Source organism: Paralimibaculum aggregatum (genome assembly GCF_030270585.1).
GTDB lineage: Bacteria > Pseudomonadota > Alphaproteobacteria > Rhodobacterales > Rhodobacteraceae > Thermohalobaculum > Thermohalobaculum aggregatum.
The window spans coordinates 19,885-46,366 of record NZ_BSYI01000016.1; the positions used below are offsets into that span (position 1 = coordinate 19,885).

Below are 26,482 nucleotides of genomic sequence, written 5' to 3' on the forward strand. Positions count from 1 at the left end.
GCGGCGCCGGCCTGCCACGGTTCCTTCACGAAAACTGAACAATCCTTGGCCAATCCGCCGCGATGCGGGATAATGCCTGTTGATTTTCAATGAACATGCATGTCGAGGAGAAACCCATGACTGACGCCCGGATCAGGTTTGAAGGCAAGAGATTGCTCGTGCTGGGCTTCGGCAGCATCGCCGCTTCCATCCTTCCACTGCTGCAGCGCCACATCGCCATCGAGCCTGACCGCATGCTCATCATCTCCACCGACGAGCGCTATGCGGATATCCGGGAGACGCAGGGCATCCGCCACGAGGTGCGCCGGCTCACCCCCGGAAACTACCGGGAGATCCTGGGCGCACTGCTCGAGCCGGGAGACCTGCTGCTCAACCTCACCGGCGGGATCTCCTCGCTGGATCTCGTGCGCTTCTGCCTCGCACAGGGCATCCACTATCTCGACACCAGCAACGAGCGCTGGGAGCACGGCGCGGCCGACGACGACGCGGACGATTTCGCGCAGCACTGGTGCCGGCTGATCGGCGAGCGCGACCGCCTGCCCCAGGACGCCACCGCGCTCGTCAGCCACGGCGCCAATCCCGGCATCGTCAGCCATTTCGCCAAGCAGGCGGTGGAGAACATGGCGCGCGCCCGCGGCCTGCTGCCGGACCTGCCGCGCAGCCGCTGGAACTGGGGCCTGATGGCGCGCGAGCTCGGCATCAAGGCGATCCACATCTCCGAGCGCGACACCCAGGAGCCGAAGGTGGCGCCGCGGCGCTCGGAGTTCTTCAACACCTGGTCGGTCGAGGGCATGATCGAGGAGAGCGACAGCAATCCCTGCTTCGCCTGGGGCAGCCGCGAGCGGCCGCTCCGCGGCGCCGAGGTGCGCGAGGAGGCGGTCTCGGTGGTGGGCCAATTGCCGGGCCGGGCGCGCGACTGTATGGTCCGCAGCTGGCTGCCGAGCTTCGGGGAATTCTTCGGTGCCGTGATCCCGCACGAGGAGACCTTCAGCATCGCCGAGCTCTTCACCCACGAGGCGGCGGATGGCGATGGGGGCGATGCCTTCGGCGCCCGCTACCAGCCGACCGTGATCTTCGCCTACCGCCCCTGCGATGCCGCATGGGAGGGGCTGCACTGTGCCCGCCGCGGCGCGCGCACCCGGCACAAGGTGATGATCGACGAGATCGCCCGCGGCGTCGACGAGCTCGGCGTCCTGCTGCTGCGACGCGGCTCGAAGCGGGTCTACTGGTATGGCTCCACCCTCGATGTCGACGCGGCGCGCGACCGGGTCGATTTCGCCAACGCCACCAGCCTGCAGGTGGCGGCCGGCGTGATCGGCGGCCTCGTCTGGCTGCTGGAGAACCCGCGCCGGGGCCTCGTCTCGGCGGAACATGCCGACCACCGCCGCGTCCTCGAGATCGCGCGCCCCTATCTGGGCGAGCTGCGCGGCGTCGAGGGGCACTGGCACGAGGCGCCGGAAACCTGGAACATGCGCGAACTTCTCGTCCCGGAGACACATGCACCCAACTAGCCCCGCCGAGCCGGGCCGCCGCGGCGACCCCGCCCCGGCCGCCCCGCTCCGCCCCGGCCTCTCGCCGAGCGCCGGCCGTCTCGCCCTCGCCGCCCTCGGGCTGGCGGTGATCGTGTTCCATCTCGGCCTGATCTTCTGGGGCCTGGTGCCCAACCTGGTGGCGCGCCCGCTGCACATGGCGCTGGCGCTGCCCTGGGTGCTGGTCTTCGCGGCCCGGACCCCGCTCGGCCGCGGCTCGGGCGCCGCGCTCGCCGCCCTCGGCATCGGCGGCTGCCTCTGGATCGCCTGGCATCACGGGATGCTGGCCGACCAGTACGGCTTCCTCGAGAGCGATTTCCAGATCGCGCTGGCGGCGGTGCTGCTGCTGGTGGTGCTGGAGGCGGCGCGCCGGGCGATCGGCTGGCCGCTGCCGCTGATCGCCGCGCTGGCGCTGGCCTACGGGCTCTGGGGGCATCACATCCCCGGCGAGTTCGGGCATTCCGGCACGCCGCTCGGCTCCTTCCTCGGCACGCTGGTGATCGCCGAGGGCGGGCTCTGGGGCAGCCTCACCGGCGTCTCGGTGAGCGTGGTGGCGATCTTCGTGATCTTCGGCGCGGTGCTGAATGCCGGCGAGGCCGGACAGGGCTTCATGAACATCGCCGCCGCCGCGGCCGGGCGGCTGAAGGGCGGCGCGGCCAAGGTCTCGGTGCTGTCCTCGGCGCTGTTCGGCTCGATCTCCGGCTCGGCCTCGGCCAATGTCGCCTCCACCGGCGCGATCACCCTGCCGGCGATGACCCGGCTCGGCTATCCGCGCCCGCTGGCCGGCGCGGTCGAGGCGGTGGCCTCCTCGGGCGGGCAGATCATGCCGCCGCTGATGGGCGCCGGGGCCTTCGTGATGGTCGAGCTGACCGGCGTGCCCTATACCGGCGTGATGGCGGCGGCGCTGCTGCCGGCGCTGCTCTATTTCTTCGCCGTCTGGATCGGCATCAACGCCTTCGCCAGCCGCTACGACCTGCCGCCCATCGCGGCCGAGGACAAGCCGAGCGGGCGCGACGTCGCCATCACCTCGGCCTTCTTCCTGATCCCCTTCACGGTGCTGATGTGGGCGATGCTGGGCGCCGGGGTCACGCCGCAATATGCCGCCTGCCTGGCGATCCTGGCCGGTGCGCTGCTGCTGCCGGTGGACGCGAGGCTGAGCCTCGACCTGGCGCGCACCGCGGCGCGGCTGGAGAACGCCTGCCTCACGGCGGGCCGCCAGGTGGCGATGATCGCCGCGATCATCCTCTGCGCCTCCATCGTGATCGGCGTGCTCGGCATCACCGGGCTCGGCGTCAAGATCACCTCGCTGATCCTCTCCGGCTCGGGCGGGATGCTCTGGCCCTCGCTGCTGCTGACCGCGCTGGCCTGCCTCGTGCTCGGCATGGAGGTGCCGACCACGGCGGCCTATGTGATCTGCGTCTCGGTGGCCGGGCCGGCGCTCACCAGCCTCGGGCTCGAGCCGCTGCAGGCGCATCTCTTCGTCTTCTGGTTCGCGCTGCTCAGCACCATCACGCCGCCGGTCTGCGGCGCGGTGTTCATCGCCGCCGGCATGGTCGGGGAGAACTGGCTGAAGGTGGCGGGGCACGCCATGGCGCTCGGCGTCGGGCTCTATGTGATCCCGCTCGCCATGGTGGCCAATCCGGACGTGATCCGCCTCGCCGACGGCGCGCTGCCGGCGCTCCTGGCCGCGGCCAAGATCGCGTTCGGCCTCGCCGGCATCTCCTACGGGCTGATCGGCGCGGCGCGGCTGCCGGTCAGGGCCGCCATGGTGGCGGCCGGCGTGGCCTGCATCCTGGTGCCGATCGGAGGCTGAGGCATGGACCGGCTCGCCGCGATGAGGGCCTTCTGCCGGATCGTGGAGCGCCGGAACATGGCCCGCGCGGCGGAGGATCTCGGCGTCTCGCCGGCGCTGCTGAGCCGCGAGCTCAAGCTCCTCGAGGCCAGCCTCGGATGCACCCTGATCGCGCGCACCACGCGGACCATGTCGCTCACCGGGCATGGCCGGATCTACTACGAGGAGGCGCTGCGCATCCTCGCGGATGTCGAGCGGGTGGAGGCGCGGATGCGCGCCGGGGCGGGCCGGGTGCAGGGCATGCTGCGGGTGAACGCGCCGCATTCCTTCGGCACCGAGGTGCTCTCGCCGCTGCTGCCGGGCTTCCTCGCGCGCCACCCGGAGCTCGAACTGACGCTGTCCTTCGACGATCACGTGATCGACATGGTGGAGGGCGGCTACGACCTCTCGATCCGGATCCGCCCCGGCCTGCCGGATTCCGGCCTCGTCGCGCGCCGCATCGCGCCGGTGCGCCAGCGGCTCTTCGCGGCGCCGGCCTATCTGGAGCGGCGTGGCACCCCCGGGGCGCCGGCCGATCTGGCGCAGCATGCGGCGCTCGCCTACGAGCATTCCGAGGCCGCCGGCGCCTGGCAGCTCTCCGGCCCCGGCGGCAGCGAGACCGTGGCGATCGCGCCGCGGCTCCGCCTCGGCAGCAGCCTGGTGCTGCGCGACATGCTGATCGCCGGCGAGGGCATCGGCACCTTGCCGGATTTCCTCTCCGATGGCGCCGAGGCCGAGGGCCGCCTTGTCCGCGTGCTGCCGGGCTGGGAACTGCCCGAGCGCCAGGTCTTCGCCGTCACCGCCTCGCGGCTCGGGGCGGATGCGCGCACGCTCGCCTTCATCGACCATCTGACCGAGGCGCTCCGCGGGCATTCTTCAGCCTGAGTAAATAATGCCTTGATCCGCGGCCGGTTATTCCGCCCCGGCGCCGCCCCCATCCTCCTGCCAGCAACCATTGTCCAGCAGGAGACCCCGCCGATGACCACGAAGATCCTCGTTCTCTACTATTCGAGCTATGGCCATGTCCGCGCGATGGCCGAGGCCGAGGCCGAGGGCGCCCGCAGCGTCGCCGGCACCGCCGTCGATCTGCGCCGGGTGCCCGAAACCGTGCCGGAGGATGTCCGCGCCGCCGCCGGCTACCGGGCGGACCCGACGCCGGAGGCCCGCGTCGCCGATCTGCCGGGCTATGACGCCATCATCCTCGGCACCCCGACGCGCTTCGGCAACATGGCGGCGCAGATGAAGAGCTTCCTCGACCAGGCCGGCGGGCTCTGGGCGAGGAACGCGCTCGTCGGCAAGATCGGCGCGGTGTTCACCTCGACCGGCTCGCAGCATGGCGGCCACGAGGCGGCGCTGCTCTCGACCCAGATCCCGCTCCTGCATTTCGGGATGATGGTGGTGGGCCTGCCCTACAGCTTCGCCGGGCAGCTCGGCATGGAGGAGATCCTCGGCGGCTCGCCCTATGGCGCCGGGACCGTCGCCGGCCCCGATGGCAGCCGGCAGCCCTCCGCGGCGGACCTGGCCGGCGCGCGCTTCCAGGGCCGGCATGTCGCCGGGCTCGCGGCGCGGCTGGCGGCGGGCGCGGCACGGCGGCAACCTGCGCATGAGGAGGCCGCGGCATGACCCGCACGGCCGACATCCTGCTGACCGCGCTGGCCCCGGCGATCTGGGGCAGCACCTACTATGTCACCACCGAGTTCCTGCCGCAGGGCCATCCGCTCACCCTCGCGGTGCTGCGGGCGCTGCCGGCGGGGCTGCTGCTGCTGGCGCTGGTGCGGCGGCTGCCGGAGCGCGCCTGGCTCGGGCGGGTGGCCCTGCTCGGCGCCTTCAACTTCGCGATCTTCTGGGCGCTGCTCTTCGTCGCGGCCTATCGCCTGCCCGGCGGCGTCGCGGCAACGCTGGGGGCGACCCAGGCGCTCGTGGTGATCCTGCTGGCGCGGGGGCTGCTCGGCACGCCGGTGCGCGCCGCGGCGGTGCTGGCGGCGGCGGGCGGCGTCGGCGGCGTTGCGCTGATGGTGCTGGGGCCGGCGGCGGCGCTCGATCCGGCCGGGCTCGCGGCCGGGCTCGGCGGCGCGGTCTCGATGGCGGCGGGCACCGTGCTCAGCCGGAAATGGCAGCCGCCGGTGCCGCCGCTCACCTTCACCGCCTGGCAGCTCACCGCGGGCGGGCTGCTGCTGCTGCCGGCGGCGCTCATCGTCGAGCCGCCGCTGCCGCCGCTCTCCGGCGCCAATCTCGGCGGCATCCTCTATCTCGGGCTGATCGGCGCGGCGGCGACCTACGCGCTCTGGTTCCGCGGGGTCGCCCGGATCGAGCCCTCCGCGGTGGCGATGCTCGGCATGATGAGCCCGCTGACGGCGGTGCTGCTTGGCTGGGCGCTGCTCGGCCAGGGGCTGAGCCCGCTGCAGACGCTGGGAGCGGCCGTCGTGCTCGGCGCGACCTGGGCCGGGCAGCGCGCGGCGCGGCGGCCCCGGCCGTCCCCCCGCGCCCCGGTTCCATCGCTCCGCCGGCTGGCTGGATAAGACCAGTTTCGGACCAAACGGCCGAAATGCGCCGCTCCGGTCCCGACCGATCATTGAGCATGGGCGCCGTATTTCGGACCAATAACGAGCCAATCCCGCCCCATTCGGACCAATTTCCGAATCATGGCGCAGGATTGGCTTCCTTATGGTGCAGGTTTCGCTTAGCCTGATTCACGGAATCAAGAGAAGCGCAGGCCTGCATGCACGCAGGTGACAAGGCGCACAGCCAGCAGAGAGGGAATCATGAATTTTCGCAAGCTGAGCCGACGGGACTTCTTCACGGCCTCCTCCATCGCCGTTGCCGCGGCAGCGGCGGCGAGCGCCGGGCGGTCCTTCGAGGTCCCGAGCCTGATCGGCAGCGCCCATGCCGCCACCGAGGCGACCGGCGACCCGATCCATATCGGCTTTCTCGCGGCGCTCTCGGGGCCGGATGCCGGCTGGGGCCTGCCGGGGCTGACCGGCAACCAGATCTTCATCGACCGGGTCAATGCCGAGGGCGGGCTCAAGGTCGGCGACAAGCGCCACCCCCTCAAGATGTTCGCCTTCGACGACGAGGCCACCGGCAGCAAGGCGCTGCAGGGCGCCAAGCAGCTCGTGCTGGAGAACGACGTCAAGTTCATCAGCGCCATCGGCGGCAACCCGGCGGATGCGACGCACCCCTTCCTCAGCAAGATGAAGGTGGTCTATGCCAGCCTGATCTCCACCGACATCAAGCCGGACCGGCCCTATCTGATCGCCGGCGGCGACGTGACCCCGCGCATCGACATGCTGCGGCCGTTCTACCACCGCTTCGTCAACCCCAACCTGCATCGCTGGGCGGTGATCTCGCAGGACGACACGATCGGCCTCACCTCGCAGGCCTGGGAGGTCGGCTCGGCGCTCTCGGATGGCTGGGACGTGGTCTATGACGAGCACTACGCCATCGAGACCACCGATTTCGCCCCCGTCGTCACCGCGGTGCTGGCGACCAAGCCGGATGTGGTGAGCCTCAACCTCTCCTATCCCACCTTCGTGGTGCAGATCATCGAGCAGCTCTACCTGCAGGGCTACAAGGGCCTGATCTCGGCCAACTATCTCGACACCGAGTCGATCCTGCAGAAGGTGCCGGTGGAGTATCTCGAGGGCGCGACCGACAGCTTCCCGCTGTTCGACGACCCGTGGTGGGGCTCGCCCTCCTGGCAGGAGAACTTCATCACCGAATGGAACGCCCGCTACGGCCCCGGCGCGCCGGAGGACGTGCATCGCCAGATCACCGGCATCGACTGGGACCACGTGATCACGCTGAAGGTCTGGGCCGAGGGCGTGACGCTGGCCGGCACCGTCGATCCGGATGCCGTGCTGGAGACGATGCGCAAGCAGGACTCGATCCCCTCGATCCTCGGCCCGGCAACCATGCGCGGCAAGGACATGTGGGGCATCGACAACATGATCTCCCCGCCGATCCCGATCAACGAGGTGCGCAGCGGCACCAAGCGGGTGCAGGCGCAGATCCGCTTCGAGGACTGGTTCGAGACGCGCAAGGAGCAGATCATCAAGGTCGTGCGCGACAAGGGGCAGATGTTCGACCAGCGCTGAGGCGCGGCAGGGATCGCAGGGCGGAGCTCCGGGCCGGTGGCCCGGGGCCGGCCGCCTTGACCCGAATTTCGACCTTCCGATGATCCGACACCTGGAGACGCGAACCCCATGGATCTGCCAACCCTGATCCAGACGATCGCAAACTCGGTGGTCGCCGGCTCTGTCTATGCGGTGATCGCCGTCGGCCTCGCGATGGCCTTCGGGGTCATGAAGATGGCGAACTTCGCCCATGGCGAGTTCTTCATGGCCGGCGCCTATGTCGTCTATGTCTTCTATGGCCTCCTCGGCTGGCCGTTTCCCGCGGCGGTGCTGATGGCGATCCCGATCGTCGGCGCGATGGGCGTGGCGACCGAGCGGCTGATCTTCTGGCCAACCCGGAACAACGTGCTGGCAGGCTTCATGGCCACCGCCGGCCTCGCCTTCATGCTGCAGGTGCTGGTCGGCCAGACCTGGGGCGTCGGGCTGATGCGCTCGGTGCCGACGCCGTATATGGGGGCGATGGACCTCGCCGGCACCCGGGTCGGCTGGCAGCGGGTGCTGGTGATCCCCTCGGCCATCGCGATGCTCACGGCGCTCTGGTTCTTCCTCTACAAGGTGAAGGCCGGCAAGGCGCTCCGGGCCTGCGCGCAGGACCCCGAGACCGCGCGCCTCCAGGGCATCAACATCAACAGCATGACGATGCTGGCGATGGCGATCTCCGGCGCCTCGGCCGGGCTCGCCGGGGCGCTGATGGCGCCGATCCAGCCGGTGACGCCCTATATGGGCCATGCGGTGATCCTCACCGCCTTCATCGTGGTGGTGATGGGCGGCATGGAGAGCATCGCCGGCGCGGTGCTGGCCGCCATGCTGCTCGGCTTCGTGCATACCTTCGTGACCACGGTCTCGGACGCGGTGACGGCGCAGATGGTCGGCGTCGCCTGCATGGCGCTGGTGCTGGTGGTGCGGCCGCAGGGCCTGCTGGGGCGGGTGAAGGCATGAAACGGCTCGACTGGACGCTCATCGTCGTCGCCATCTGCGTGCTCCCCGCCGCGGTGGCCGCGCCCTTCTTCGTGGGCTACTACACGAGCGAGGTGCTGATCCTCTTCATGATCAACCTCATCCTCGTCTGCAGCTACCGGATCCTGACCACCACCGGCGACTGGTCGCTCTCGCATGTGGTGATGATGGGGGTCGGCGCCTATGCGACGGCGATGCTGACCAAGCATCTCGGGCTCTCGATCCTGCTCACGGTGCCGCTTTCGGCCTGCATCGCGGCGCTGGTCGGGCTGCTGATGGTGATCCCGCTGATCCGCACCCGCGGCTTCGGCTTCTTCATCGCCTCCTTCGCGCTCGGCGAGTTCGTGCGGCTGGTCTGGGTGAAGTTCCGCGAGCCCTTCGGCGGGCCGCGCGGCATGATCGGCATCCCCTCGGGCGAGCTCGGCTCGATCGACTTCTTCGACCCCCTGCCCTACTACTTCTTCGTGCTGACGGTCGCGCTGATCTGCCTCTTCGTGATGTACCGGCTCGACCGCTCGCGCATCGGCAAGACCTTCAAGGCGATCTACACCGACGAGGGCCTGGCCGAGAGCATCGGCATCGACGTGCCGCATTACCGCGCCCTGGCCTTCGTCACCGGCACCTTCTTCGCCGGCGTCGCGGGCTCGCTGCTGGCGCACCGGCTCGGCGCGATCGACCCCAAGGCCTTCGACGTCAACACCATGGTCTACCTGATCATCTGGATCGTGGTCGGCGGCGCGGCGACCTTCTGGGGGCCGATCATCGGGCTGGTGGTGATGACCTTCGCCTTCGAATGGTCGCGCCCGCTGCTGGAATGGCGCCCGCTGCTGTTCGGCGGCATCCTGATCTTCTTCCTGGTGGCGCTGCCCGGCGGGCTCGAGGGGCTGCTCTCCACGATCCGCGACAGGCTGGTGCCGAAGCGCCGGCCGGCGGAGGCCGCCGCGAAGGAGGCCGGCGAATGATCCCGCGCAACAGCATGACCGCGGTGCGCCGGCCCGAGGGCCGCGCGGGCCGCCCGTCGCAGAGCCTGGCCGGGGGACGGCGCTGATGGCACTTCTCGAAGCCCGCGCGCTGGTCAAGCGCTTCGGCGGCCTGGTCGCCGTCAACAACGTGGATCTCGATGTCGAGGCGGGCGAGATCCGCGGCATCATCGGCCCGAACGGCGCCGGCAAGACCACCCTCTTCAACCTGGTGAGCGGGGCGCTGCGGCTGTCCTCCGGCACCATCACCTTCAACGGCGAGGTGATCAGCGGGCGCAAGCCCAGCCACATCGCCAAGGCGGGGCTCGTGCGCACCTTCCAGCGCAACGCGATGTTCCCCAACTACACCGTGCTCGAGAACGTGCTGCTGTCGCGGCACACGCAGATCGAGGAGACGCTGTTCAAGGCGATCTTCGGCACCGACCGCGAGGAGGAGGAGCGCAACCGGGCGCGCGCCCGCGAGATCCTCGAATTCCTCGAGCTCGACATCTATGCCAACGAGCAGGCCGAGAACCTCGCGCATGGCCACCAGCGCCTGCTCGGCATCGCCAACGCGCTGGCGGTGGAGCCCAGGCTGATCATGCTCGACGAGCCGGTGGCCGGCATGAACCCCACCGAGACCGCCATGGTCACCGACCATATCCGCCGCCTGCGCGACGAGTGGAACATGACGGTGATCCTCGTCGAGCACGACATGCGCACGGTGATGGAGATCTGCGAATACATCACGGTGATCAACTTCGGCAGCAAGCTGATGGAGGGCACGCCGAAGGAGGTCTCGCAGAACCCCGAGGTGATCGAGGCCTATCTCGGCTCCGAGGAGATCGACATCTGACCGCCCCGCGCGCCATGCCAGGACAGGACCCGCAGCAATGCTGAGCTTGAACGATATCTGGGTGCACTACGGCCCGGTCGCCGCCGTCAAGGGCATCTCGCTCGAGGTGGAGGAGAACGAGATCGTCACCCTGATCGGTGCCAACGGCGCCGGCAAGACCACGACGATGCGCACCATCACCGGGCTGCATCACCCGACCAGCGGCGAGGTCCGCTTCTGCGGCGAGCGCATCGACCGGCTCGACCCGGAGAAGATCAACGCCCTCGGCATCGCCATGGTGCCGGAGGGCCGCCGGGTGTTCCCGCAGATGACGGTGATGGAGAACCTCGAGATGGGCGCCTATCTGCGCTCCGACACCGCGGGGATGAAGCGCGACATCGAGGAGATCTTCGGCTACTTCCCGATCCTCGAGGAACGCCAGAAGCAGCTCGCCGGCACCATGAGCGGCGGCCAGCAGCAGATGGTGGCAATGGCGCGGGCGCTGATGTCGGGCCCGCGGCTGCTGCTGCTCGACGAGCCCTCGCTCGGCCTCTCGCCGATCATGAGCCAGCAGATCGCCAAGATCATCAAGGCGCTGCACCAGGCCGGGCGGACCATCGTGCTGGTGGAGCAGAACGCGCGGCTGGCACTGCTTCTGGCCAAGCATGCCTATGTCATGGAGACCGGCAGCATCGCCTTCCACGGCCTCGCCGAGGATCTGCGCGACGACCCGAAGATTCGCGAGACCTATCTCGGCGTCTGAGCCGGGGCCTGCGCGCGCGGAGACCCGAAGTCATGGCGCCTCCGCGCGGCGCAATACACATGTAAAGTTTCGTTACAATCGTAAACATCTGTAACGCCAGCCTGCCGCCCGGCAAATATTTCTGCCATAGAATCGGCCGACAGAGATTGGCACACAACTTGCGTGCAGTTACCTTTCGAGGAACGCCGGACAGAACCCGCCAGACAAGACAAGGTGGGCAGGACGCCAGGACGGAGCACGTGCACGCTGACCATCTCCGCCAGATTCAGGCGCTGCATCCGCTGTGACGGGTGGCGCAGACCATCGAACGGACGCGGCTTGCGGCGTTCGGAGGGTATAGTCGGAACCCCGCGCGATTCGCGCGGGAGGCGAAGGGAGGTCTGAACCGCATCATCACACGCGGCGAACCGGCCAGCCCCCGCCACCGGCCGGTTCGGGGCCGGACGCGCCCCGGGCGCAGGCGACGCGCCGGATACGCCATTGGATTTCTCGATTTTCAGGCTTCGCCAGGCGGCTCAAGAACCGCCGGAATGACAAGGGAGGACGTGCAATGGATATCATTTCCAAGAAGGATGGGCCGCGCCGCGAGGATGTCGAGGCAAAGCGGCTGATCAGGGACAACCAGAAGGCGATCACCCGCCTCGCCGACCAGTTCAGCAACGGCGCCTATTCGGCCTCGCGCAATGCCAAGCCGGAGAAGCCGAAGCCCAGCGGGCTGATGCTGCACGATCTCGGCCGCGGCAGTGGCACCAGCGAACCGCAGCCCTATATCCGCGTCAGTCCCAACGACCGGGTGGTGATGGTGGATCTCGAGACCAACCGGCAGATGCACATGCTCGGCGAGATCCGCCGCCGCGACGGCGTGCGGCGGCTGGCGCTGGCGACCGCGGCGAACGGTTTCATAACGCCCCTCGACGAGCCGCTCGCCGAGGCGCTGGCCGACCTCGAGGGCGCCGCGATCAACGCGGAGTTCACCGCCGAGACCCTGGCCGCGGAGATCGGCGCGCGGCTCGGCATTGCTTGACGTGAACCGTCCTGCACCGTCAGCTACCCGGTGCAGCCGAGCAATGAAGCTCCAACCGATGAGAGAATGCGCATGTCCGGCCGTCCCGAAAACTCCGACAAGGAGCAGACTGCCGAGCGCGAGCAGGAGGACTCGGCGCAGATGAACCGTCACGTCCAGTACGACGAGCGCCAGGTGATGAAGGCCTGGGAGGCCTTCGTAGGCGGCGTGGCGAGCCGGCCGCGGCTCGAGACCAGCGTGCGCTCGCTGATCCATGATTCGTGGAGCCGCAGCGCCTCGCTCGGGATCGACGCAGACACCTCGCGCGCGCCCATCGCAGGCGAGGAGGACCAGATCGAGCGGATCGAGCGGGAGAACGCCCGCCTGCTGCGGGCGGCGCAGGACACCTTCGACCAGATCGGCCCGCTGCTGCACGATTCCAACGCGATGCTGATCCTCACCGACCACGAGGGCACGATCTGCAAGGCGATGGGCGACGAGGAGACCCTGCGCAACGGCCGCAAGATCCATCTCGAGGTCGGCGGGGTCTGGAGCGAGACGGTGATCGGCACCAACGGCATCGGCACCGCGCTCAGCACGCGCCGGCCGGTCTTCGTGCATGCGGCGGAGCATTTCTGCCTCGGCATCAAGGCCTGGACCTGCGCCGCCGCGCCGATCCTCGACCCGCTCGACCAGAGCCTGCTCGGCGCGGTCGATCTCTCGGGCCCGACGCAGATCTTCCAGCGCCACAACTCGGCGCTGGTGGCCTCGGCGGCGCGCGCGATCCAGGCGACGCTGGCGCGGCTGCAGAAGGAGGAGCGCAAGCGGCTGCTCTCGCTGTTCCACGGCGCCACCCCGGCGCTGCGATCGGACGATGCCACCCTGCTGCTCGACCGGCAGGGGCGGATCATCCATTTCAGCAATATCGACGGCGTCGGCGAGGCGGTGCGGAGCGGCCTCGCGGTGGGCCGGCGGCTGCTGCCGCTCTCCGAGGGCATGACCGATGCCGACATCGCCGCCGCGCTGCCCGAGGGGCTGCGGCCGGAGAACGCGGTGCCGCTCAGCCTCGACGGCGAGTTCGGCGGCGCGGCGCTGGTGCTGCGGCGCTCGGGCCGCAGGCGCGCCGCGAAGGACCATGCGGTGAGGCTCGCCGCGCGGCCCGACATCCCCGATGACGGCATCGCCATCGTCGGCCGCTCGGACGCGCTGCTGGAGGCGGTGGAGCTGACCCGGCGGGTGGCGCGGGCCAATGTCTCGGTGCTGGTGGAGGGCGAGACCGGCGTCGGCAAGGAGCTCTTCGCGCGGCTGATCCACAGCGAGTCCTGCGGCGCGGCGCGCGGGCCCTTCATCCCGGTAAACTGCGGCGCGGTCTCCAAGGAGCTGTTCGGCGCCGAGCTCTTCGGCCATGTCGCGGGGGCCTATACCGGCGCCTCGCGCGAAGGCAAGCCCGGCAAGTTCGAGCTGGCCGACGGCGGCGTGCTCTGCCTCGACGAGATCGGCGAGATGCCGCTCGACCTGCAGCCCTACCTGCTGCGGGTGCTGGAGCAGCGCGCGGTCTACCGCATCGGCGACAACAAGCGCCGTCCGGTGGATGTGCGCCTGGTGGCGATGACCAACCGGGACCTGCGGGCGGAATCCGAGGCCGGGCGCTTCCGGCAGGATCTCTATTACCGCATCGGTGCGGTCACCATCCACGTGCCGCCGCTGCGCGCGCGCCGGGGCGATGTCGAGCTGCTGATCGACCATTTCAACCGCCGCGCGGTGGATGCCATGGGCACCAGCCCGCTGCGCTTCACCGATGCCGCGATGGAGCGGCTGAACGCCTGGCACTGGCCGGGCAATGTGCGCGAACTGCGCAACGTGGTCGAACGGCTGCACCTGCTCGCGCGCCAGCCGGAGGTGCATCCGCAGGACCTGCCGCCGGAATTTCTCGAGGTCAGCCCATCCGCCGCGCCGAAGCCGGCCGGCGCGCAGCCGCCCGGCACCGCGCCCGCCGCCCCGGCGCCGGACGCCCATGCGCCCGGCAGCCTCGAGGAGAACGAGCGGCTGACCATCAAGCGGGTGATCGAGGAATCGAAGGGCAACATGACCCAGGCGGCGCGGACCCTCGGGATCTCGCGGCCGACGCTCTACCGCAAGATGCGCCTGCACGGCATCCGCCGCGTCTACGAATAGCCGGGAACGGCGCCGCCCCGGCGAAGGGGCGGCGCCCGCGGCTCAGGGCACGATCACCCCGCGCCCGGCGAAGCGCCGGTTCTTGAAGTCGTCGATCGCGGTGTTGATGTCGTCCAGCTTGTACTCGCTGTAGTGCATCTTCACCTTGCCATCGGCATTCAGCTCCATCAGCTCCACCAGCTCGGTGTATTCGCCGACGAGGCTGCCGCCGATCTTGATCTCGTTGACCACCAGCTCGACGGTGGGCACCTCGATCTTGCCGCCATATCCGACGACGATCAGCTCGCCGCCCTGGCGCAGCAGCTTCCAGCAGAGGTTCTCGGCGCCGAGCTCGCCGACGAAGTCGATCACCACATGGGCGCCGCCGCCGGTGATCTCCTTGACCTGCTCGATCACGTCAGGGCCGCCGTCGAGCACCACATGCGCGCCGAGATCCTTGGCCAGCTTCTGCGCCGCCGGCTCGCGGTCGATGGCGATCACCCGCCCGCCGCTGAGCTCGTTGAGGCTCTGCAGCGCGATGTGCCCGAGCCCGCCGATGCCGAGCAGCACGCACCAGGAGCCGGGGCGCAGCAGCCGCGCCGCCTTCTTCGCCGCGCGATAGGCGGTGATCCCGGCATCGGCCATCGGCGCCACGTCGAGCGGCGTGACATTGGGGTTGAGCTTGATCAGCGAGCGCTCGTTGGTGAGGAAATACTCCGCGAAGCCGCCGTCGAGCCCGAGCCCGGGGAATGCCCCGTGCTGGCAGTACATGTCGTCGCCATAGCGGCAGCTCAGGCAGATGCCGCAGGTGCGCAGGGGATGGCAGATCACCGCATCGCCGGGCTTCACCGAGGTGACATTGCTGCCCACATCCTCGACCCAGCCGGCATTCTCGTGGCCCATCACATAGGGCAGCAGGTTGCCCTCGACATCCATGATGTCCTTCCAGACCCCCTCGATGATGTGCAGGTCGGTGCGGCAGAGCCCCGCCGCACCCACCTTCACCACCACCTGGTCCGGCGCCGTGATCGTGGGCGCCGCGACGTCCTCGATCTTCAGCTCGACATTCATCGCGGGGTCGTACTCGTAGAGTCTCGCAGCCTTCATGGTCTGTTCCTTTCAGGATTTCGCAGCTGCCGGGGTCACTGCCGGCCGAGCAGCTCGGCGCCGCCGCCGAGTGCCGGGCCTTCGGTCGGGTCCTCGTCCTCCTCGAGATCGCCGATCAGCGTCTCGGTGGTGAGGATCAGCGTCGCCACCGAGGCGGCGTTGGCCAGCGCGCTGGTGGTCACGCGCACCGGGTCGACGATGCCGGCCTCGAACATGTCGCGGAACTCGCCGCGCGAGGCGTCGAAGCCGTGGCCCGGCGCGCCGCCGGTCACCTCGGCGACCACCGCGTTCGGCTCGGCGCCGGCATTGGCGGCGATCCGCGCCAGCGGCCGCGAGAGCACCGAGCGCACCAGCCGCACGCCCTCGGCGACGTCGCCCTCGACCTCCTCGAGCAGCGCGTCGAGCGCCGGGGTGGACTGCGCCAGCGCCGCGCCGCCGCCGGCCACCACGCCCTCCTCGGCCGCCGCCCGCATCGCGTGCAGCGAGTCCTCGATGAGCTGGATCGTGCGCTTCTGCTCCACCGGGGTGACGCCGCCGGCATAGATCACCGCGGTGCCGCCCGAGAGCTTGGCCAGCCGCTCGCGCAGCTTGTCCTGCTCGATGTTCGGCGGCGCCACGTCATACTGGCGCTGCACCTGGGCGCGCCGCGCGGCGATCGCCTGCGGGTCGCCGGCGCCGCGCAGGATGGTGGTGTGCGAGGCGGTGGTGCGCACCTGCTCGGCGGCGCCGAGCTGCTCGCGGGTGATGTCCTCGAGCCGGCCGCCGAGATCGCGCGCGATCACCTTGCCGCCGGTGAGGATCGCCAGATCGTCGAGCATCGCCTTGCGCCAGTGGCCGTACTCGGGCGGATGCACCACGAGATACCGGCCGGGGGCGCCCTCGCCGAGCAGCGTGACCACGACGTTGGGCGCGGTCTCCTCGGCGATCACCAGCAGCGAGCGGCCTTCCTTGGCGGCGATCTCGCGGGCCGGGGCGAGCGCCTCGGGCGAGAGGATCTTCTGGTCGGTGAGCAGCACCAGCGGGCGCTCGAGCACCGCCTCCATCTTCTCCTGGTCGGTCACCATGTGGTGCGAGAGGTAGCCGCGGTCGAAGGACATGCCCTCGACGACGTCGAGCGTGGTCTCGGTGGTCACGCCGTAGTCGGTGGAGATCACCCCGTCGGCGCCGACGCGCATGTAGGCCTCGGCCACCAGCGCGCCGAGCTTGGGATCGGTGGCGGCGATGGTGGCCACCGCGGCGAGGGTCTTCTGGTCGTCGCGGGCGGGCTTGGCGCTGGCCTTCAGGGTTTCCACCACGCGGTTCACGGCGAGCTGGATGCCGGCGCAGAAATCCACCGCCTTGGTGCCGCGCTCGGTGGCATCGACGCCCTGCTGGATCATCGCGCCGGCGAGCACGATGGCGGTGGTGGTGCCGTCGCCGGCCACGTCGTTGGTCTGGGTCGAGACCTCGCGGGCGACCTGGGCGCCCATGTTCTCGAAACGGTCCGGCAGCTCGATCTCGGAGGCGATGCTGACGCCGTCGCGGGTGATCAGCGGCGTGCCGACCGGCCGGTCGATCATCGCGTTCAGACCCTTCGGCCCGAGCGTCGGCTCGACGGCGGCGGAGAGCCGCTGCACCCCGCGGGCGAGCGCACGGCGGGCGGCGGAGTTGTGGAGCATAAGTTTGGGCATGACTTCCTCCCATCGTCCCGAGGGACAATTGCTGTCGTTTGTCGGGGCGCCGGATGCGGCGCCGGTGTCAGATGCAGGCCGGCGGGGTCTGTCCCGGAACGCGGCCCAGCATGAAGTCCACGAGGCCGGGGCCGTCCTCGCCCAGCTCGGCCTCCTTGTAGCGGGTGGATTTCAGCCGGCGGCAGAGCGCGCCGTTGAACTCCATGTTGATGCGGACCTGGCGCAGCGTGCCGAGATAGTCCGCCATGCCGGCGGGCGTGAGCGGCGCCCCCTCCCAGGTGCGGAAGGCGAGGTCGGCGCCCTCGCGCGCGAGGCCCTTCGCCAGCAGCATCTCGCGATAGCGCGGCTTCTGCGCCGCCGCCTCGCCCTCGCCGAAATCGGCGAGATCGAAGGCGGCCAGCGTCATCGCGGCGATCTCCGCGTCGGTGCAGCCGGCGGCGCGCAGATGCAGCAGCACGCTCTCCTGCCGGCGCTGGAAGGCCTTGACCTCGAACTTCGCGCGCAGCGCCGAGAGATCGTCTCCGCTCGCCATGTCGCCGAAGCTGGCATCGAAGCCGGTGCCGTCGTTGACCCCCTCGTTCACCTTGTCGGCGAACATGTGATCCTGCAGGCAGACCCGGGCCTGCTCGACCCAGGGCAGCGCCTCGACCTCGCGGCGGATGTCCTCGGCCATCAGGTAGGCGAAGTTGGGCGAGCACCAGTAGGTCGGCAGGCGGAAGGCCACCTCGACGCTGCCGCCGGCGATCTCGATGCCGTCGACGAAACCCATGTCGGTGATCGGGTCGTCGAGCTCGGGATCGGTGACCCGGTCGAGGGCGCGCCAGACGGCGCGCCTCCGCTCCTCGGTTGCGGTGAGCCTCTCCATCGCCCTCACTCCGCGGCGAGGGTGACGGGGGTCGAGGCGAGGGCGCTGCGCTTGGCCTCGACGTCGACGTCGTAGATCCGCGCCGCGTTGAGGCCGAGGATCTTCTCCTTGACCGCCGGGGTCAGGTCGACGCCGCGCTCCTCGCGGATGTCCTCCGGCAGCTCGAAGGCCCAGAACTTCTCGACCAGCCATTGCGGCGTCCAGATCGCGTAGTCGGAGCCGAACAGCAGGTTGTCCTCGCCGACCCAGAACAGCAGCTCCGAGATCACCTCGGCGAAATAGCGCGGGCGCGAGTGGATGAAGGGCAGCGCCACCGCCAGCCCGCCATAGACATTGGTCTCCTGCACCGCGATCCAGCAGAAATCGTCGAGGCGCGGCAGGCCGCAATGCTCGACGATCCAGTTCAGGCCCTGGAAGTCGGTCGCGGCATTGTCGACATCATGGACGTCGAAGGCGTCCTTGTTGAGCGGCAGGATGGTCGGGCCCTTGTGGACATGGATGTTCCTGATGCCGAGCTTCTCGCAGAGCTCGAAGCAGCGATAGGCATCCGGGTCGTCGAGACGCCAGCCCTTGGAAGACCCGTTCCACTCGGCCGTGTACATCTTCACGCCCTTGATGTCGTAGGTCTCCTTCATGAAATGGATGTATTCCAGCGCCTTCTCGCCGTCGCGCGGGTCGAAGGAGCCGTTGACGATGAAGCGGTCGGGGAACCGCTCCGCCACCGCGGCGTTGCGCTCGAGCGTGTTGAAGCCGTTCTTGTAGAAATCCTTGAGATAGGTCGACTGCACGATCGCCATGTCGTCCGGGCCGTCGACGAAGAGATCGCGGTAGAGATCGTCCTCGGAATACTTCTCGAACTTGGCCTTCTCCCAGAGCTGTTCCTTGGGGCTGAGGGCGGTGTGGTAGGCATAGAAGCAGTCGATGAACTGCTTGCCATGCACGTTGCGCTGGTTCTCCGGGCTGCCATCCCAGAAGTGGATGTGCCCGTCGATCACGAAGATCTCCTTGCCGTCCGGTGTCTTGTACATCGTTGGACTCCTTGAATGCGCCTCGGCTGGCCGTTCGCGCGGCGTTACTGGCTGGTGCGTTCCGGGTGGGATGGGGCGGGGGGCGACAGGGGGGAGCCCCCCGCCCGCGCGCGTCAGATGTACTCGAACACCTCGTCCATGTTTCCGAACAGGATCACGGTGTTGTCATCGACGCGCACCATGCGGCCGTAATGCGTCGAGGTGTTCACCTCGAAGATCTCGGCCGTCATGTCCTTGCCGAGGAACTCGCTGATCTCGTCCATCTTGAAGATCAGCTTGCCCTCGCCATCGATACGGATCAGCGCAGGGTTGTAGGTGACCGTCACCTTCGGGTCCTGGGCCATGAACTCGGCGATGGCGCGGGCCTCGACGCTGTCGTTCATGGTGACCCCGCACTGGTGCGAGATCGTCTGCTCGAAGGTGATGTCCTTCATCGACTTGAAGATGTTCTTGTTCGAGGAATCGCGTGCCGTGCTCGACATGTCCTGTACTCCCTGTTTCAGCGGCTGAGGCCGAGCTCGCCGACGATGTGACCGATACGCTCCTGCGAGACGGCGCGGGCATCCTCGAACGAGATCGGCTTGGAATGGGGCTGCGACCAGATCGGCTGCAGCGAGGCGGCGGCCTTGTCGGCGAGCTCGCCGTGCAGCCGGAGCCAGGTCTGGAACAGGGCGCGGTTCTCGGCGCCGTGCTTCTCGTCGTTGGCGAGCAGGTACATCAGGTCGATCGTGTTCGCGAGGTTGCGCTCGTAATCGGCCTCGGCCGCCGAGATCACCGGCGGGGTGATGAAGTCGTTGTTGGCCGCCGCCGCCTGCATCAGGAAGCCGGAGCGGAACAGCTCGCCCACCAGCGGCTCGAACACGATGTTGATCGCGAAGTACTGCTCGAGATAGTCGGCCGTGCCCATGATGGTCTCGATCGCCTCGCGGGTCGGCTGCCAGATCGGGTCCTCGAGCCAGGCCTGCTTGCCGAGGTCATCGTTCCAGCCCTCGATGTCCAGGCCGATCTCGGCGAGGTAGAGGGTGATGTCCTGGGTCAGGCGCATCTTGTAGGACGAGTTGGTCAGCGTGGCGTTGTTGATCATCTGGGTGTAGCCGTAGCGCTGCGCCTGCATCAGCGAGGTCGCGAGGCCGAACTCGGCGTGCTTCCAGGCGCCCAGATGGGTCTGCAGGATGCGGCACCACACCTTGTCGAACGACCGCGGCGCGCCGGATTTCCGGGCGTTGGCGATGACGCTCTGCACCATCGTCTCGATCTTCGACTGGCGCTGGTAGTGGGTGCGCTCCCACTCCTGGTCGGGCGCGCGGAAGGCGTGCCAGTTGGAGCTCTGCGCCCGGGTGTTGTCCTTCACATAGGCGCCCTGGCCGTTGTTGAAGGAGATGATCCAGTCCTGGATCAGGTAGCGCTCCGGATCGGGCTGCACATCGACCGTGACGTCCTCGTAATGGGTCGCCCGCTTGCCCCGCGGCTCGAAGTAGTTGTAGCGGCGGCTTTTCGAGCCGGCGAAGTTCGCGGCCCCCGCCGCGCCCGATCCGACCGAACTGGAAGTTGCTGGCATTGTGTTTTCTCCCTTGTATCTGGGTCTTCTGTGGGTTTCACACCCGGCGAATACGGGCTCAGTGCCCGCCGCTTTCGCCGGTTGTCGTGGTGAACTTGTCGAAGAAGATGCGATCGGTGTCGAAGTCCTGCATGAAGAGCACAGGCGTCAGCGCATCGATCATCGGTGGCGGACCGCAGGCATAGACGTCGCCCTCGCCTGCGATGCCGAGTTCCTTCAGCCGCTCGTCGACGGTCTCGTGGACGAAGCCGCGCGCGCCGGCCCAGTCGGTGTCGCCATTGGCATGGGACAGCACCGGAACGAACTGGACGCTCGGATTGGCCTCGGAGATCGCCGCCAGGCGGTCGGTGTAGAAGAGGTCGTCACGGGTACGCGCGCCGTAGAAGAAGTAGACCGGCCGGTCCTCCCCGCTGGCGAGGTGGTCGTGCAGGATCGACCAGACCGGAGACATCCCCGAGCCGGCGCCGACGAGGATCAGCGGTCCTTCCCGCTCTTCCCGTCGGAAGCACATCCCGTAGGGGCCCCGGACCCGGACGTCGGCTCCGATGCGGATTCCTCCGCTGTCGAGCTGGTTGGAGAACTTTCCGTCCGGGTACTTCTTGATGATGAAGGAGAGTTTTTTGGTTTCGCTCGGCGGATTTGCCATGGAAAACGAGCGCGTAATCGTCTCCCCTTCTTCCGTGGTGACCGTGATGTCGACATACTGACCGGCCCAGAATTTCATTTCGCCATCGAGCTCGATCTCCACACCGCGGATATCGTGCGTCAGGCGCTCGAAACCGGTGATGCGGCCGTCGAAGTCCTTCACGGGGATGGATTTCGACAGAACCTCCTCATCGAAGTTCAGAAGCTCGATCTCGAGGTCTTCCAGGGCCTGCGACCGGCACATCAGGATGTGGCCGGATTCCCGCTCGCCGTCGCTCAGGGCAAAGGTCGAATAGCGGGTCAGCTCGACCTCGCCGTCGAGCAGCACGCATTTGCAGGCCGAGCACTGGCCCTCCTTGCAGCCATGCGGCAGCGCGATGCCCTGTCGGAACGCGGCGTCGAGAATGGTCTCCTCCTCCTCGACCTCGAATTCGACCCCGACCGGCTCCAGGCGTACCGTGTACGTCTCGCTCATGATCTGCGGCCTCCCAATTCTCTCCCGTCCGGCGCAGCGGTTGCCGCGCCGGTATTGTGGGGAGGGACCGCGTGCGGCCCCTCCGATGGATCCCGCTCAGTTGCAGGGGTTGATCGTGAAGCCCGCCCGATACTCGGCCATGTGCTTCTCGCGCTCCTCCGGCCCCATCTCCTGGAGCAGGGTGAGCGGCGACAGCAGGGTGTGGCCGCGCACGTCGTCGAGGGTCCACATGTCCTTGTCGTCGAAGCGCAGATGCGGCTGCGGGGTCAGGGTCTTGCCGTCGTCGCGGACGAAGTTGAGGTCCTTGATCGCGTCGGCCAGATCCCAGCCGTGATACAGCGTCTCCCACTCGCGCTTGCCGGAGAACCGGCCCATCGCGGGCGTCGGGCGGCCCTGGTACTCATCGGAGAAGGCTTCCACCGCGGTCCAGCGGTCGAGCTCGTGGGCGAAGGTGTGCACCTTGCCGTCGATCTCGTCGGTGACGGTGTCCTCGCGGATGAGGCAGGGCACCAGGCAGCTCCAGCAGCGGTGCGGATAGACGTAGCCGGTCTCCTCGTTGAAGGTGATGACCTTCTGGCCCGGCTTCGAGAGCTTGGCGTACCACTTCCAGAAGTCGCCGAACTCGGCGTACCAGCCCGGGTACTTGTGCTCGAACCACTCGAAGTCCTTCTCGGTCTGGGCCTCGATGCGCCAGAAGTTCACCGGCCAGCCGACCGCGAAGAACTGCGCCACCTTGTGCACGTAGCGCTTCTCGGTGATCCGCTTCCAGGCCTCCTGGACGTCGTCGTGATGGACCTTGATGCCGTATTTCTCGAGCGGCAGCATGTAGGTCCGGTAGTAGTCCTCGAAGATCCAGCGGTGCCACATCTCCGCGTAGGATTCCTTCTCCTTGTCGCGGTTGGTGGTGCCGTACTCGATGAAGGTGCCGATCGCGGCGTCGACGATGGCGTGGTTCTGCCAGAAGGCATAGCGCAGGTCGCGCTCGAGCAGCAGGTGGTTCTCGGGCTCCTTCAGCGCCGCCATCAGCAGCGAGTGGCCGTTGCCGATATGCCGGCTCTCGTCGGACTGCACCGAGAGGAACACCGTCGGCAGGGCATAGTCGCCGTTGCGCGCGGCCTCCGAGGGCATCGCCACGAAGAGCGTGTTGGTGAAGGCGGTCTCGGCCACCACGGTGAGGTACATGCAGGCGGCGGTCATGGTGTCGCCGGTGATGAAGCCCTCGCCGAACTGCCGGCCGATGGTGGTGGCATAGCACTTGCCGAAGGCTTCCTCGGTGATGTCGAAGCCGGCCGGGTCGATGTAGTTCTCCATGTACCACTTCTTCAGGTTCATCTGAATCGTGGAATGGCGGAACTCGTCGACCATCTGCATGGTGAAGCCGGTGCGCAGGTCCTCACCCGGCGACAGCCGGGCGACCATGGCCATCGAGCGCGCCGCCGAGATCTCCGGGAACGGGATGATCGCCAGGAACAGCTTCATCCACTCGATCCAGCGCGGCTCGACATTGCGGAACATGTCGCCGCGCAGCGCGGCGTCGAGCGCACCGTAGACGCGGTTGTCCTTCTCCTCCTCCATCGGGAAGTAGGAGCGCAGCACCTGCTTCATCGGGTCCCGCGGCGCCTTGGTGATCTTGTAGTCCGTGGGGAAGGTGCTGGCCTCCTGCACATAGGAGGGGTTCCAGCCCAGGTCGGAGATCTTCTTCGTCGCCTCGCCCACGGAAATTCCGCGCTGCGACGTGATCTTGTTGAGCGTCAAAGACGTCATGTCATGAGCCTCCACTCATTTCTGCGCCGGCCACTGCCGGCAGCGGATTGACGGCGTGCTGAACCGTCGGCGTGAGTTCCGAATGACCGCCCGTCTCGCGCAGCACGGGCGCGGCATGGCAGCGGCCAGTCGAGTGGATCGAGGCAAAGGTTCCGGATCGCGTGCCCGGGCCGGCGGATGACCGGGCGCCCTGCCCGCCGCGCAGAGCACGCGCTGTCATCTCTGTCCGCTCCATGGCCGTCTCCCCCTTCGTTCTTGTGACACCCCTTTGCCGGGGTGGGCTTCTTCTGCGGGGATCAAGAGCAAGCGCCGTGCCAACACCGTAATTTCCGCGAAATTTCCTTTCGTGTGCAGAAGTGTCCACCGAACACCTGCAAACGGACACCGCGGACGTTGCGTTTGTTTACATCTGTAATCCGGAATCGTTACGGATTGTATTTGGTCATTTGCACACAAATCATTGTGCAAGTGCGAACACTACATTGGTTTACATGAAGGGTCGAAGACACAGGCGTTACACGGCGTGACGCCATGCGTTACGGCTGTAACATCCCGCCGCCGCAGCCGGCCCGGCGCAGCCCGGCGAACCCGCCGCCTGGCCGCGCCCGCGGCCGTGGCCCGCTTCTTGAATGCGGCCCCCTCCAGCCACGCAAGCAGACGGAGCGGAGCATGCCGAGCAGGGACGGACTGTCAGGAGAGGGCGAGGGCGGCCCCGGCGAGGTCGCCGGCAGCCTCGTCGCACGGGCGCCGCAGGACGTGGTCTTCGTCATGCGCTTTCTCGGCGAGAGCCAGCTCCTGCTGCAGCGCCACTTCAAGGACTACATAACGGAGGAGCTCGGCAGCCGCGGCGCCAGCCACGACACCCACCCGCTGCTGCAATACTTCATCGACGTGCACGCGGCGGAGCTGCGCGACTTCGTCTTCACCGGGGTCTCGCTGTCGCGCCAGTTCCCGATCCGCGAGATCGAGGTGCTGACCGGCGACACCGGCAACGTGATGCGGGTCGATCTCTGGGATGCGCTGCGCGGGCATATCGAGATGGCCGAGCGCAAGTTCCGCACCGAGGCGGAGGACCTGCCGCGGCTGCTCGCCGGGATCGAGGCCCGCGCCGGCCGCGGCGAGGGCGAGCGATGAGCCGCGGCGCCGTCTCTCAGGCGTCCGGCCTGCCGGTGCCGCCCCAGAGCCCGAGGATCGCGCCCATGTCCTCGCGCATCGCCTTGTGCACCGCGCCGAGCAGCGCCGTCCGCTCGGCCTCGTCGAGCGCGCCGAGCGCCGCCTGCGCCGCGGCCATGCGCCCGGGGTCCGGCGCCCCGGCGGCCGCGCGCGCGGCCCGGGCGACGGCATGGTCCGCGCCGAGCCGCTCGGCCGAGACCGCCGCCAGCGCCGCAAAGAAGGTCTGTCCCGCCCCGTTCAGCATGTCCGCCGCACCTCCCGCGCCCCCTGCCGCCGGGGGGCCTCCCCGGCGCGGCGCGGATCATGGCCCCCGTTTCGGGAGAACACAATGACCGATCATCCCCGTCCGATCCCCGATCTGATGACCGAGCGCATGGCCCTCGTGGCCCGCATCTCGGAGCTCAACGCCCGGCATCTGCGCCTCTGCCAGGTGGCCGGCGGCACCGAGATCGACCTCGCCCGCCACGCCCGCGACGCCGCCGATCCGGAGACGGAGGCCGACGCCGCGGCGGCGGCGGACGACATGGCGCGGGGCGAAGCCGCCCGGCGCGACCTCGACGACTGCGAGCGGCGGATTGCCGAGACCGAGGCGGAGATCGACCTGATCGACCGCGAGATCGCCGCCGCCGCCAACATGAAAGGATGACAGGCATGGATCAGGAAACCCTCGCGCCGCCGAGCCTCTTCGACCTGCTCGGACGCGCCTGGCAGCGCCCCGCGCGCATCGCCGCGGCGGTCTTCGCCGCCGATGGCGGGACGGTTGCGTTCCTCGACGCCGATGGCGGGCTGGTGCTGGCCCCGGCGGCCGACCCGGAGCCGGCGGCGAAGCGGATGCGCATCGACATCGAGACCGCCCGCACGACGATCCGCCCGCGGGCCAGGCCCCCCGCCCCGCCGGCCCCGGCCGACGGGATCGCCGGGGCGGTGACCGCGATCGCCCCCTTCGGCGCACGCGAGATCGCCGCCGGCACCGCCGATGGCCAGCTCTACCGCGTGACGCCGCGGGGCCAGGCGGTGCGGCTGGCGCCGGCGCTGCCGGGCGAGGTGGTCGCGCTCGACGGCCGGGCCGGGCTGCTCGCGGCGGCGGCGGAGGCCACCGCGCTGGTGCTGGCCGGGGAGGCCGAGCCGCTGCGCCTCGCCCATGAACACGCGCTCGGCGCGGCGGCGCTCTCGCCCTGCGGCGGCTGGCTCGCCTGCGGGCACATGGCCGGGATCACGCTGCACCGGCTGGACGGCAGCGCCGAACGCCGCGAGATCGGCTTTCCCGGCGGGCCGACGGCGCTGGCCTGGAGCCCGGACGGCACCTGGCTCGCCGCCCCGCTCGGCGCCGGCGGGGTGCAGCTCACCCGCCCGGAGGACGGCAGGACGGCCCATATCGCGCGCTTCCCCGCGCCGGTGCGCGACACCGTCTGGAGCGGCGCGGCGGGGGCGCTGGTGACCTCCGGCGCGTTCCGCGTCTCGGCCTGGACGATGGACCCGCCGCCGCTCGACGGCGACATGTCGGGCGCGCTGGCCACCGGGCGCCCCGGCCTCGTGCCGGTGGCCGCGGTCACCGCCCATCCCGGGCGGGATCTGGTGGCCGCGGGCTATGACAGCGGGCTGACGGTGATCGCCCAGCTCGGCCAGCGCGACGAGCTGATGCTGCGCCCCGATACCGGCGGCGCGGTGACCGTGCTCGCCTGGTCGCCGGATGGCGACCGCCTGGCGCTCGGCGATTCCGCCGGCCAGGCCGCGATCGCCGAGTTCCCGCCGCAGATGTTCAAGTGAGCCCGACGACGGACCGCACGACCGATACAACCAAGCAAGGGAGACGACCCATGACCGACCAGACCACAGCCGCCGACACCGCCGCCCCGGCCCGGCTCACCCCCGAGGAGGAGAGCAAGGACGCCTTCTTCCAGCGCGCGGCGATGCTCGCCGAGGAGATGGTGGCCGCGCACGGCAAGGAGTTCGCGATGGGCACGCTGGTGCTCGCCGCCCGCTGGATCGCGGAGAACCGGCTCGGCAGCTCGGGCCGCGCCAACTGAGCGAAT

The 26,482-nt window shown here is 69.0% G+C and carries 26 protein-coding genes; 16 read left to right on the plus strand and 10 right to left on the minus strand.

Annotated features, from left to right (window positions below):
• Nucleotides 1-116: 116 nt before the first annotated feature.
• The 12 genes from QSJ97_RS11445 (at nt 117) to QSJ97_RS11500 (ending at nt 14,185) form a co-directional block, all read left to right on the plus strand.
• The gene (locus QSJ97_RS11445; RefSeq protein ID WP_285671897.1) at nt 117-1,511 is read left to right on the plus strand and encodes a saccharopine dehydrogenase NADP-binding domain-containing protein; all 1,395 of its coding nucleotides are present in this window, start codon (nt 117-119) and stop codon (nt 1,509-1,511) included.
• Nucleotides 1,498-3,342, plus strand: a complete 1,845-nt coding sequence (locus QSJ97_RS11450; RefSeq protein WP_285671898.1) for a TRAP transporter permease — start codon at nt 1,498-1,500, stop codon at nt 3,340-3,342. The genes QSJ97_RS11445 and QSJ97_RS11450 overlap by 14 nt, the downstream gene beginning before the upstream one ends.
• 3 nt (nt 3,343-3,345) lie before the next feature.
• Nucleotides 3,346-4,245 (plus strand): LysR family transcriptional regulator, encoded by a 900-nt coding sequence (locus tag QSJ97_RS11455; RefSeq protein ID WP_285671899.1) that lies wholly within the window; start codon nt 3,346-3,348, stop codon nt 4,243-4,245.
• A 93-nt stretch (nt 4,246-4,338) separates the two neighbouring features.
• Complete coding sequence (gene wrbA, locus QSJ97_RS11460; protein ID WP_285671900.1) at nt 4,339-4,983, plus strand: NAD(P)H:quinone oxidoreductase; 645 nt, start codon at nt 4,339-4,341, stop codon at nt 4,981-4,983.
• A complete protein-coding gene (locus QSJ97_RS11465) occupies nt 4,980-5,879 on the plus strand; it encodes an EamA family transporter (protein WP_285671901.1) in 900 nt (299 codons plus the stop codon). Before wrbA ends, QSJ97_RS11465 begins: the two co-directional genes overlap by 4 nt.
• A 243-nt stretch (nt 5,880-6,122) precedes the next feature.
• Nucleotides 6,123-7,454 carry an ABC transporter substrate-binding protein gene (locus QSJ97_RS11470; RefSeq protein ID WP_285671902.1) on the plus strand — a complete coding sequence of 444 codons (1,332 nt, stop codon included), beginning with the start codon at nt 6,123-6,125 and terminating at the stop codon, nt 7,452-7,454.
• 108 nt (nt 7,455-7,562) lie between these two features.
• Complete coding sequence (locus tag QSJ97_RS11475; RefSeq protein WP_285671903.1) at nt 7,563-8,432, plus strand: branched-chain amino acid ABC transporter permease; 870 nt, start codon at nt 7,563-7,565, stop codon at nt 8,430-8,432.
• A complete protein-coding gene (locus tag QSJ97_RS11480; RefSeq protein WP_285671904.1) occupies nt 8,429-9,412 on the plus strand; it encodes a branched-chain amino acid ABC transporter permease in 984 nt (327 codons plus the stop codon). Before QSJ97_RS11475 ends, QSJ97_RS11480 begins: the two co-directional genes overlap by 4 nt.
• Nucleotides 9,413-9,497: 85 nt before the next feature.
• Complete coding sequence (locus QSJ97_RS11485; protein ID WP_285671905.1) at nt 9,498-10,265, plus strand: ABC transporter ATP-binding protein; 768 nt, start codon at nt 9,498-9,500, stop codon at nt 10,263-10,265.
• A gap of 37 nt (nt 10,266-10,302) precedes the next feature.
• Complete coding sequence (locus QSJ97_RS11490; protein WP_285671906.1) at nt 10,303-11,007, plus strand: ABC transporter ATP-binding protein; 705 nt, start codon at nt 10,303-10,305, stop codon at nt 11,005-11,007.
• Between the two features lie 550 nt (nt 11,008-11,557).
• The gene (locus QSJ97_RS11495; protein WP_285671907.1) at nt 11,558-12,031 is read left to right on the plus strand and encodes a hypothetical protein; all 474 of its coding nucleotides are present in this window, start codon (nt 11,558-11,560) and stop codon (nt 12,029-12,031) included.
• A 72-nt stretch (nt 12,032-12,103) separates the two neighbouring features.
• Entirely contained in the window at nt 12,104-14,185 is a 2,082-nt protein-coding gene (locus QSJ97_RS11500) for a sigma-54-dependent Fis family transcriptional regulator (RefSeq protein WP_285671908.1), read from the plus strand.
• A 42-nt stretch (nt 14,186-14,227) separates the two neighbouring features.
• On the opposite strand, the gene QSJ97_RS11505 is transcribed toward QSJ97_RS11500, so the two are convergent.
• The 9 genes from QSJ97_RS11505 to QSJ97_RS11545 form a co-directional block, all read right to left on the minus strand.
• Nucleotides 14,228-15,271 (minus strand): NAD(P)-dependent alcohol dehydrogenase, encoded by a 1,044-nt coding sequence (locus tag QSJ97_RS11505; protein WP_285671909.1) that lies wholly within the window; start codon nt 15,269-15,271, stop codon nt 14,228-14,230.
• A gap of 35 nt (nt 15,272-15,306) precedes the next feature.
• Nucleotides 15,307-16,941, minus strand: a complete 1,635-nt coding sequence (locus QSJ97_RS11510) for a molecular chaperone GroEL (RefSeq protein WP_285671910.1) — start codon at nt 16,939-16,941, stop codon at nt 15,307-15,309.
• Nucleotides 16,942-17,008: 67 nt separating this feature from the next.
• Nucleotides 17,009-17,806: an iron-sulfur cluster assembly protein gene (locus QSJ97_RS11515; RefSeq protein ID WP_285671911.1), complete on the minus strand. Its 798-nt coding sequence runs from the start codon at nt 17,804-17,806 to the stop codon at nt 17,009-17,011.
• Between the two features lie 5 nt (nt 17,807-17,811).
• Nucleotides 17,812-18,834 (minus strand): amidohydrolase family protein, encoded by a 1,023-nt coding sequence (locus QSJ97_RS11520; RefSeq protein WP_285671912.1) that lies wholly within the window; start codon nt 18,832-18,834, stop codon nt 17,812-17,814.
• A gap of 113 nt (nt 18,835-18,947) precedes the next feature.
• A complete protein-coding gene (locus QSJ97_RS11525) occupies nt 18,948-19,316 on the minus strand; it encodes an MmoB/DmpM family protein (protein WP_285671913.1) in 369 nt (122 codons plus the stop codon).
• 17 nt (nt 19,317-19,333) lie between these two features.
• The gene (locus QSJ97_RS11530; protein WP_285671914.1) at nt 19,334-20,392 is read right to left on the minus strand and encodes an aromatic/alkene monooxygenase hydroxylase subunit beta; all 1,059 of its coding nucleotides are present in this window, start codon (nt 20,390-20,392) and stop codon (nt 19,334-19,336) included.
• 58 nt (nt 20,393-20,450) lie between these two features.
• Nucleotides 20,451-21,512 carry a 2Fe-2S iron-sulfur cluster-binding protein gene (locus tag QSJ97_RS11535; RefSeq protein WP_285671915.1) on the minus strand — a complete coding sequence of 354 codons (1,062 nt, stop codon included), beginning with the start codon at nt 21,510-21,512 and terminating at the stop codon, nt 20,451-20,453.
• Between the two features lie 96 nt (nt 21,513-21,608).
• Nucleotides 21,609-23,276 (minus strand): aromatic/alkene/methane monooxygenase hydroxylase/oxygenase subunit alpha, encoded by a 1,668-nt coding sequence (locus QSJ97_RS11540; protein ID WP_285671916.1) that lies wholly within the window; start codon nt 23,274-23,276, stop codon nt 21,609-21,611.
• A 1-nt stretch (nt 23,277) separates the two neighbouring features.
• Nucleotides 23,278-23,511, minus strand: a complete 234-nt coding sequence (locus tag QSJ97_RS11545; RefSeq protein WP_285671917.1) for a hypothetical protein — start codon at nt 23,509-23,511, stop codon at nt 23,278-23,280.
• A 434-nt stretch (nt 23,512-23,945) separates the two neighbouring features.
• Here QSJ97_RS11545 and QSJ97_RS11550 point away from each other — a divergent pair, with 434 nt between their 5' ends.
• Complete coding sequence (locus QSJ97_RS11550) at nt 23,946-24,410, plus strand: hypothetical protein (protein ID WP_285671918.1); 465 nt, start codon at nt 23,946-23,948, stop codon at nt 24,408-24,410.
• Between the two features lie 16 nt (nt 24,411-24,426).
• Here the strand turns inward: QSJ97_RS11550 and QSJ97_RS11555 are convergent, their stop codons facing one another.
• A complete protein-coding gene (locus QSJ97_RS11555; RefSeq protein ID WP_285671919.1) occupies nt 24,427-24,693 on the minus strand; it encodes a hypothetical protein in 267 nt (88 codons plus the stop codon).
• A gap of 84 nt (nt 24,694-24,777) precedes the next feature.
• Between QSJ97_RS11555 and QSJ97_RS11560 the strand changes: the two genes are divergently transcribed.
• Genes QSJ97_RS11560 through QSJ97_RS11570 form a run of 3 tightly spaced genes read left to right on the plus strand, consistent with a single transcriptional unit; the run spans nt 24,778 to nt 26,476 of the window.
• Nucleotides 24,778-25,095 carry a hypothetical protein gene (locus QSJ97_RS11560; protein WP_285671920.1) on the plus strand — a complete coding sequence of 106 codons (318 nt, stop codon included), beginning with the start codon at nt 24,778-24,780 and terminating at the stop codon, nt 25,093-25,095.
• A 5-nt stretch (nt 25,096-25,100) separates the two neighbouring features.
• Nucleotides 25,101-26,216 carry a WD40 repeat domain-containing protein gene (locus QSJ97_RS11565; protein WP_285671921.1) on the plus strand — a complete coding sequence of 372 codons (1,116 nt, stop codon included), beginning with the start codon at nt 25,101-25,103 and terminating at the stop codon, nt 26,214-26,216.
• Between the two features lie 50 nt (nt 26,217-26,266).
• Nucleotides 26,267-26,476 carry a hypothetical protein gene (locus QSJ97_RS11570; RefSeq protein WP_285671922.1) on the plus strand — a complete coding sequence of 70 codons (210 nt, stop codon included), beginning with the start codon at nt 26,267-26,269 and terminating at the stop codon, nt 26,474-26,476.
• Nucleotides 26,477-26,482: the final 6 nt, after the last annotated feature.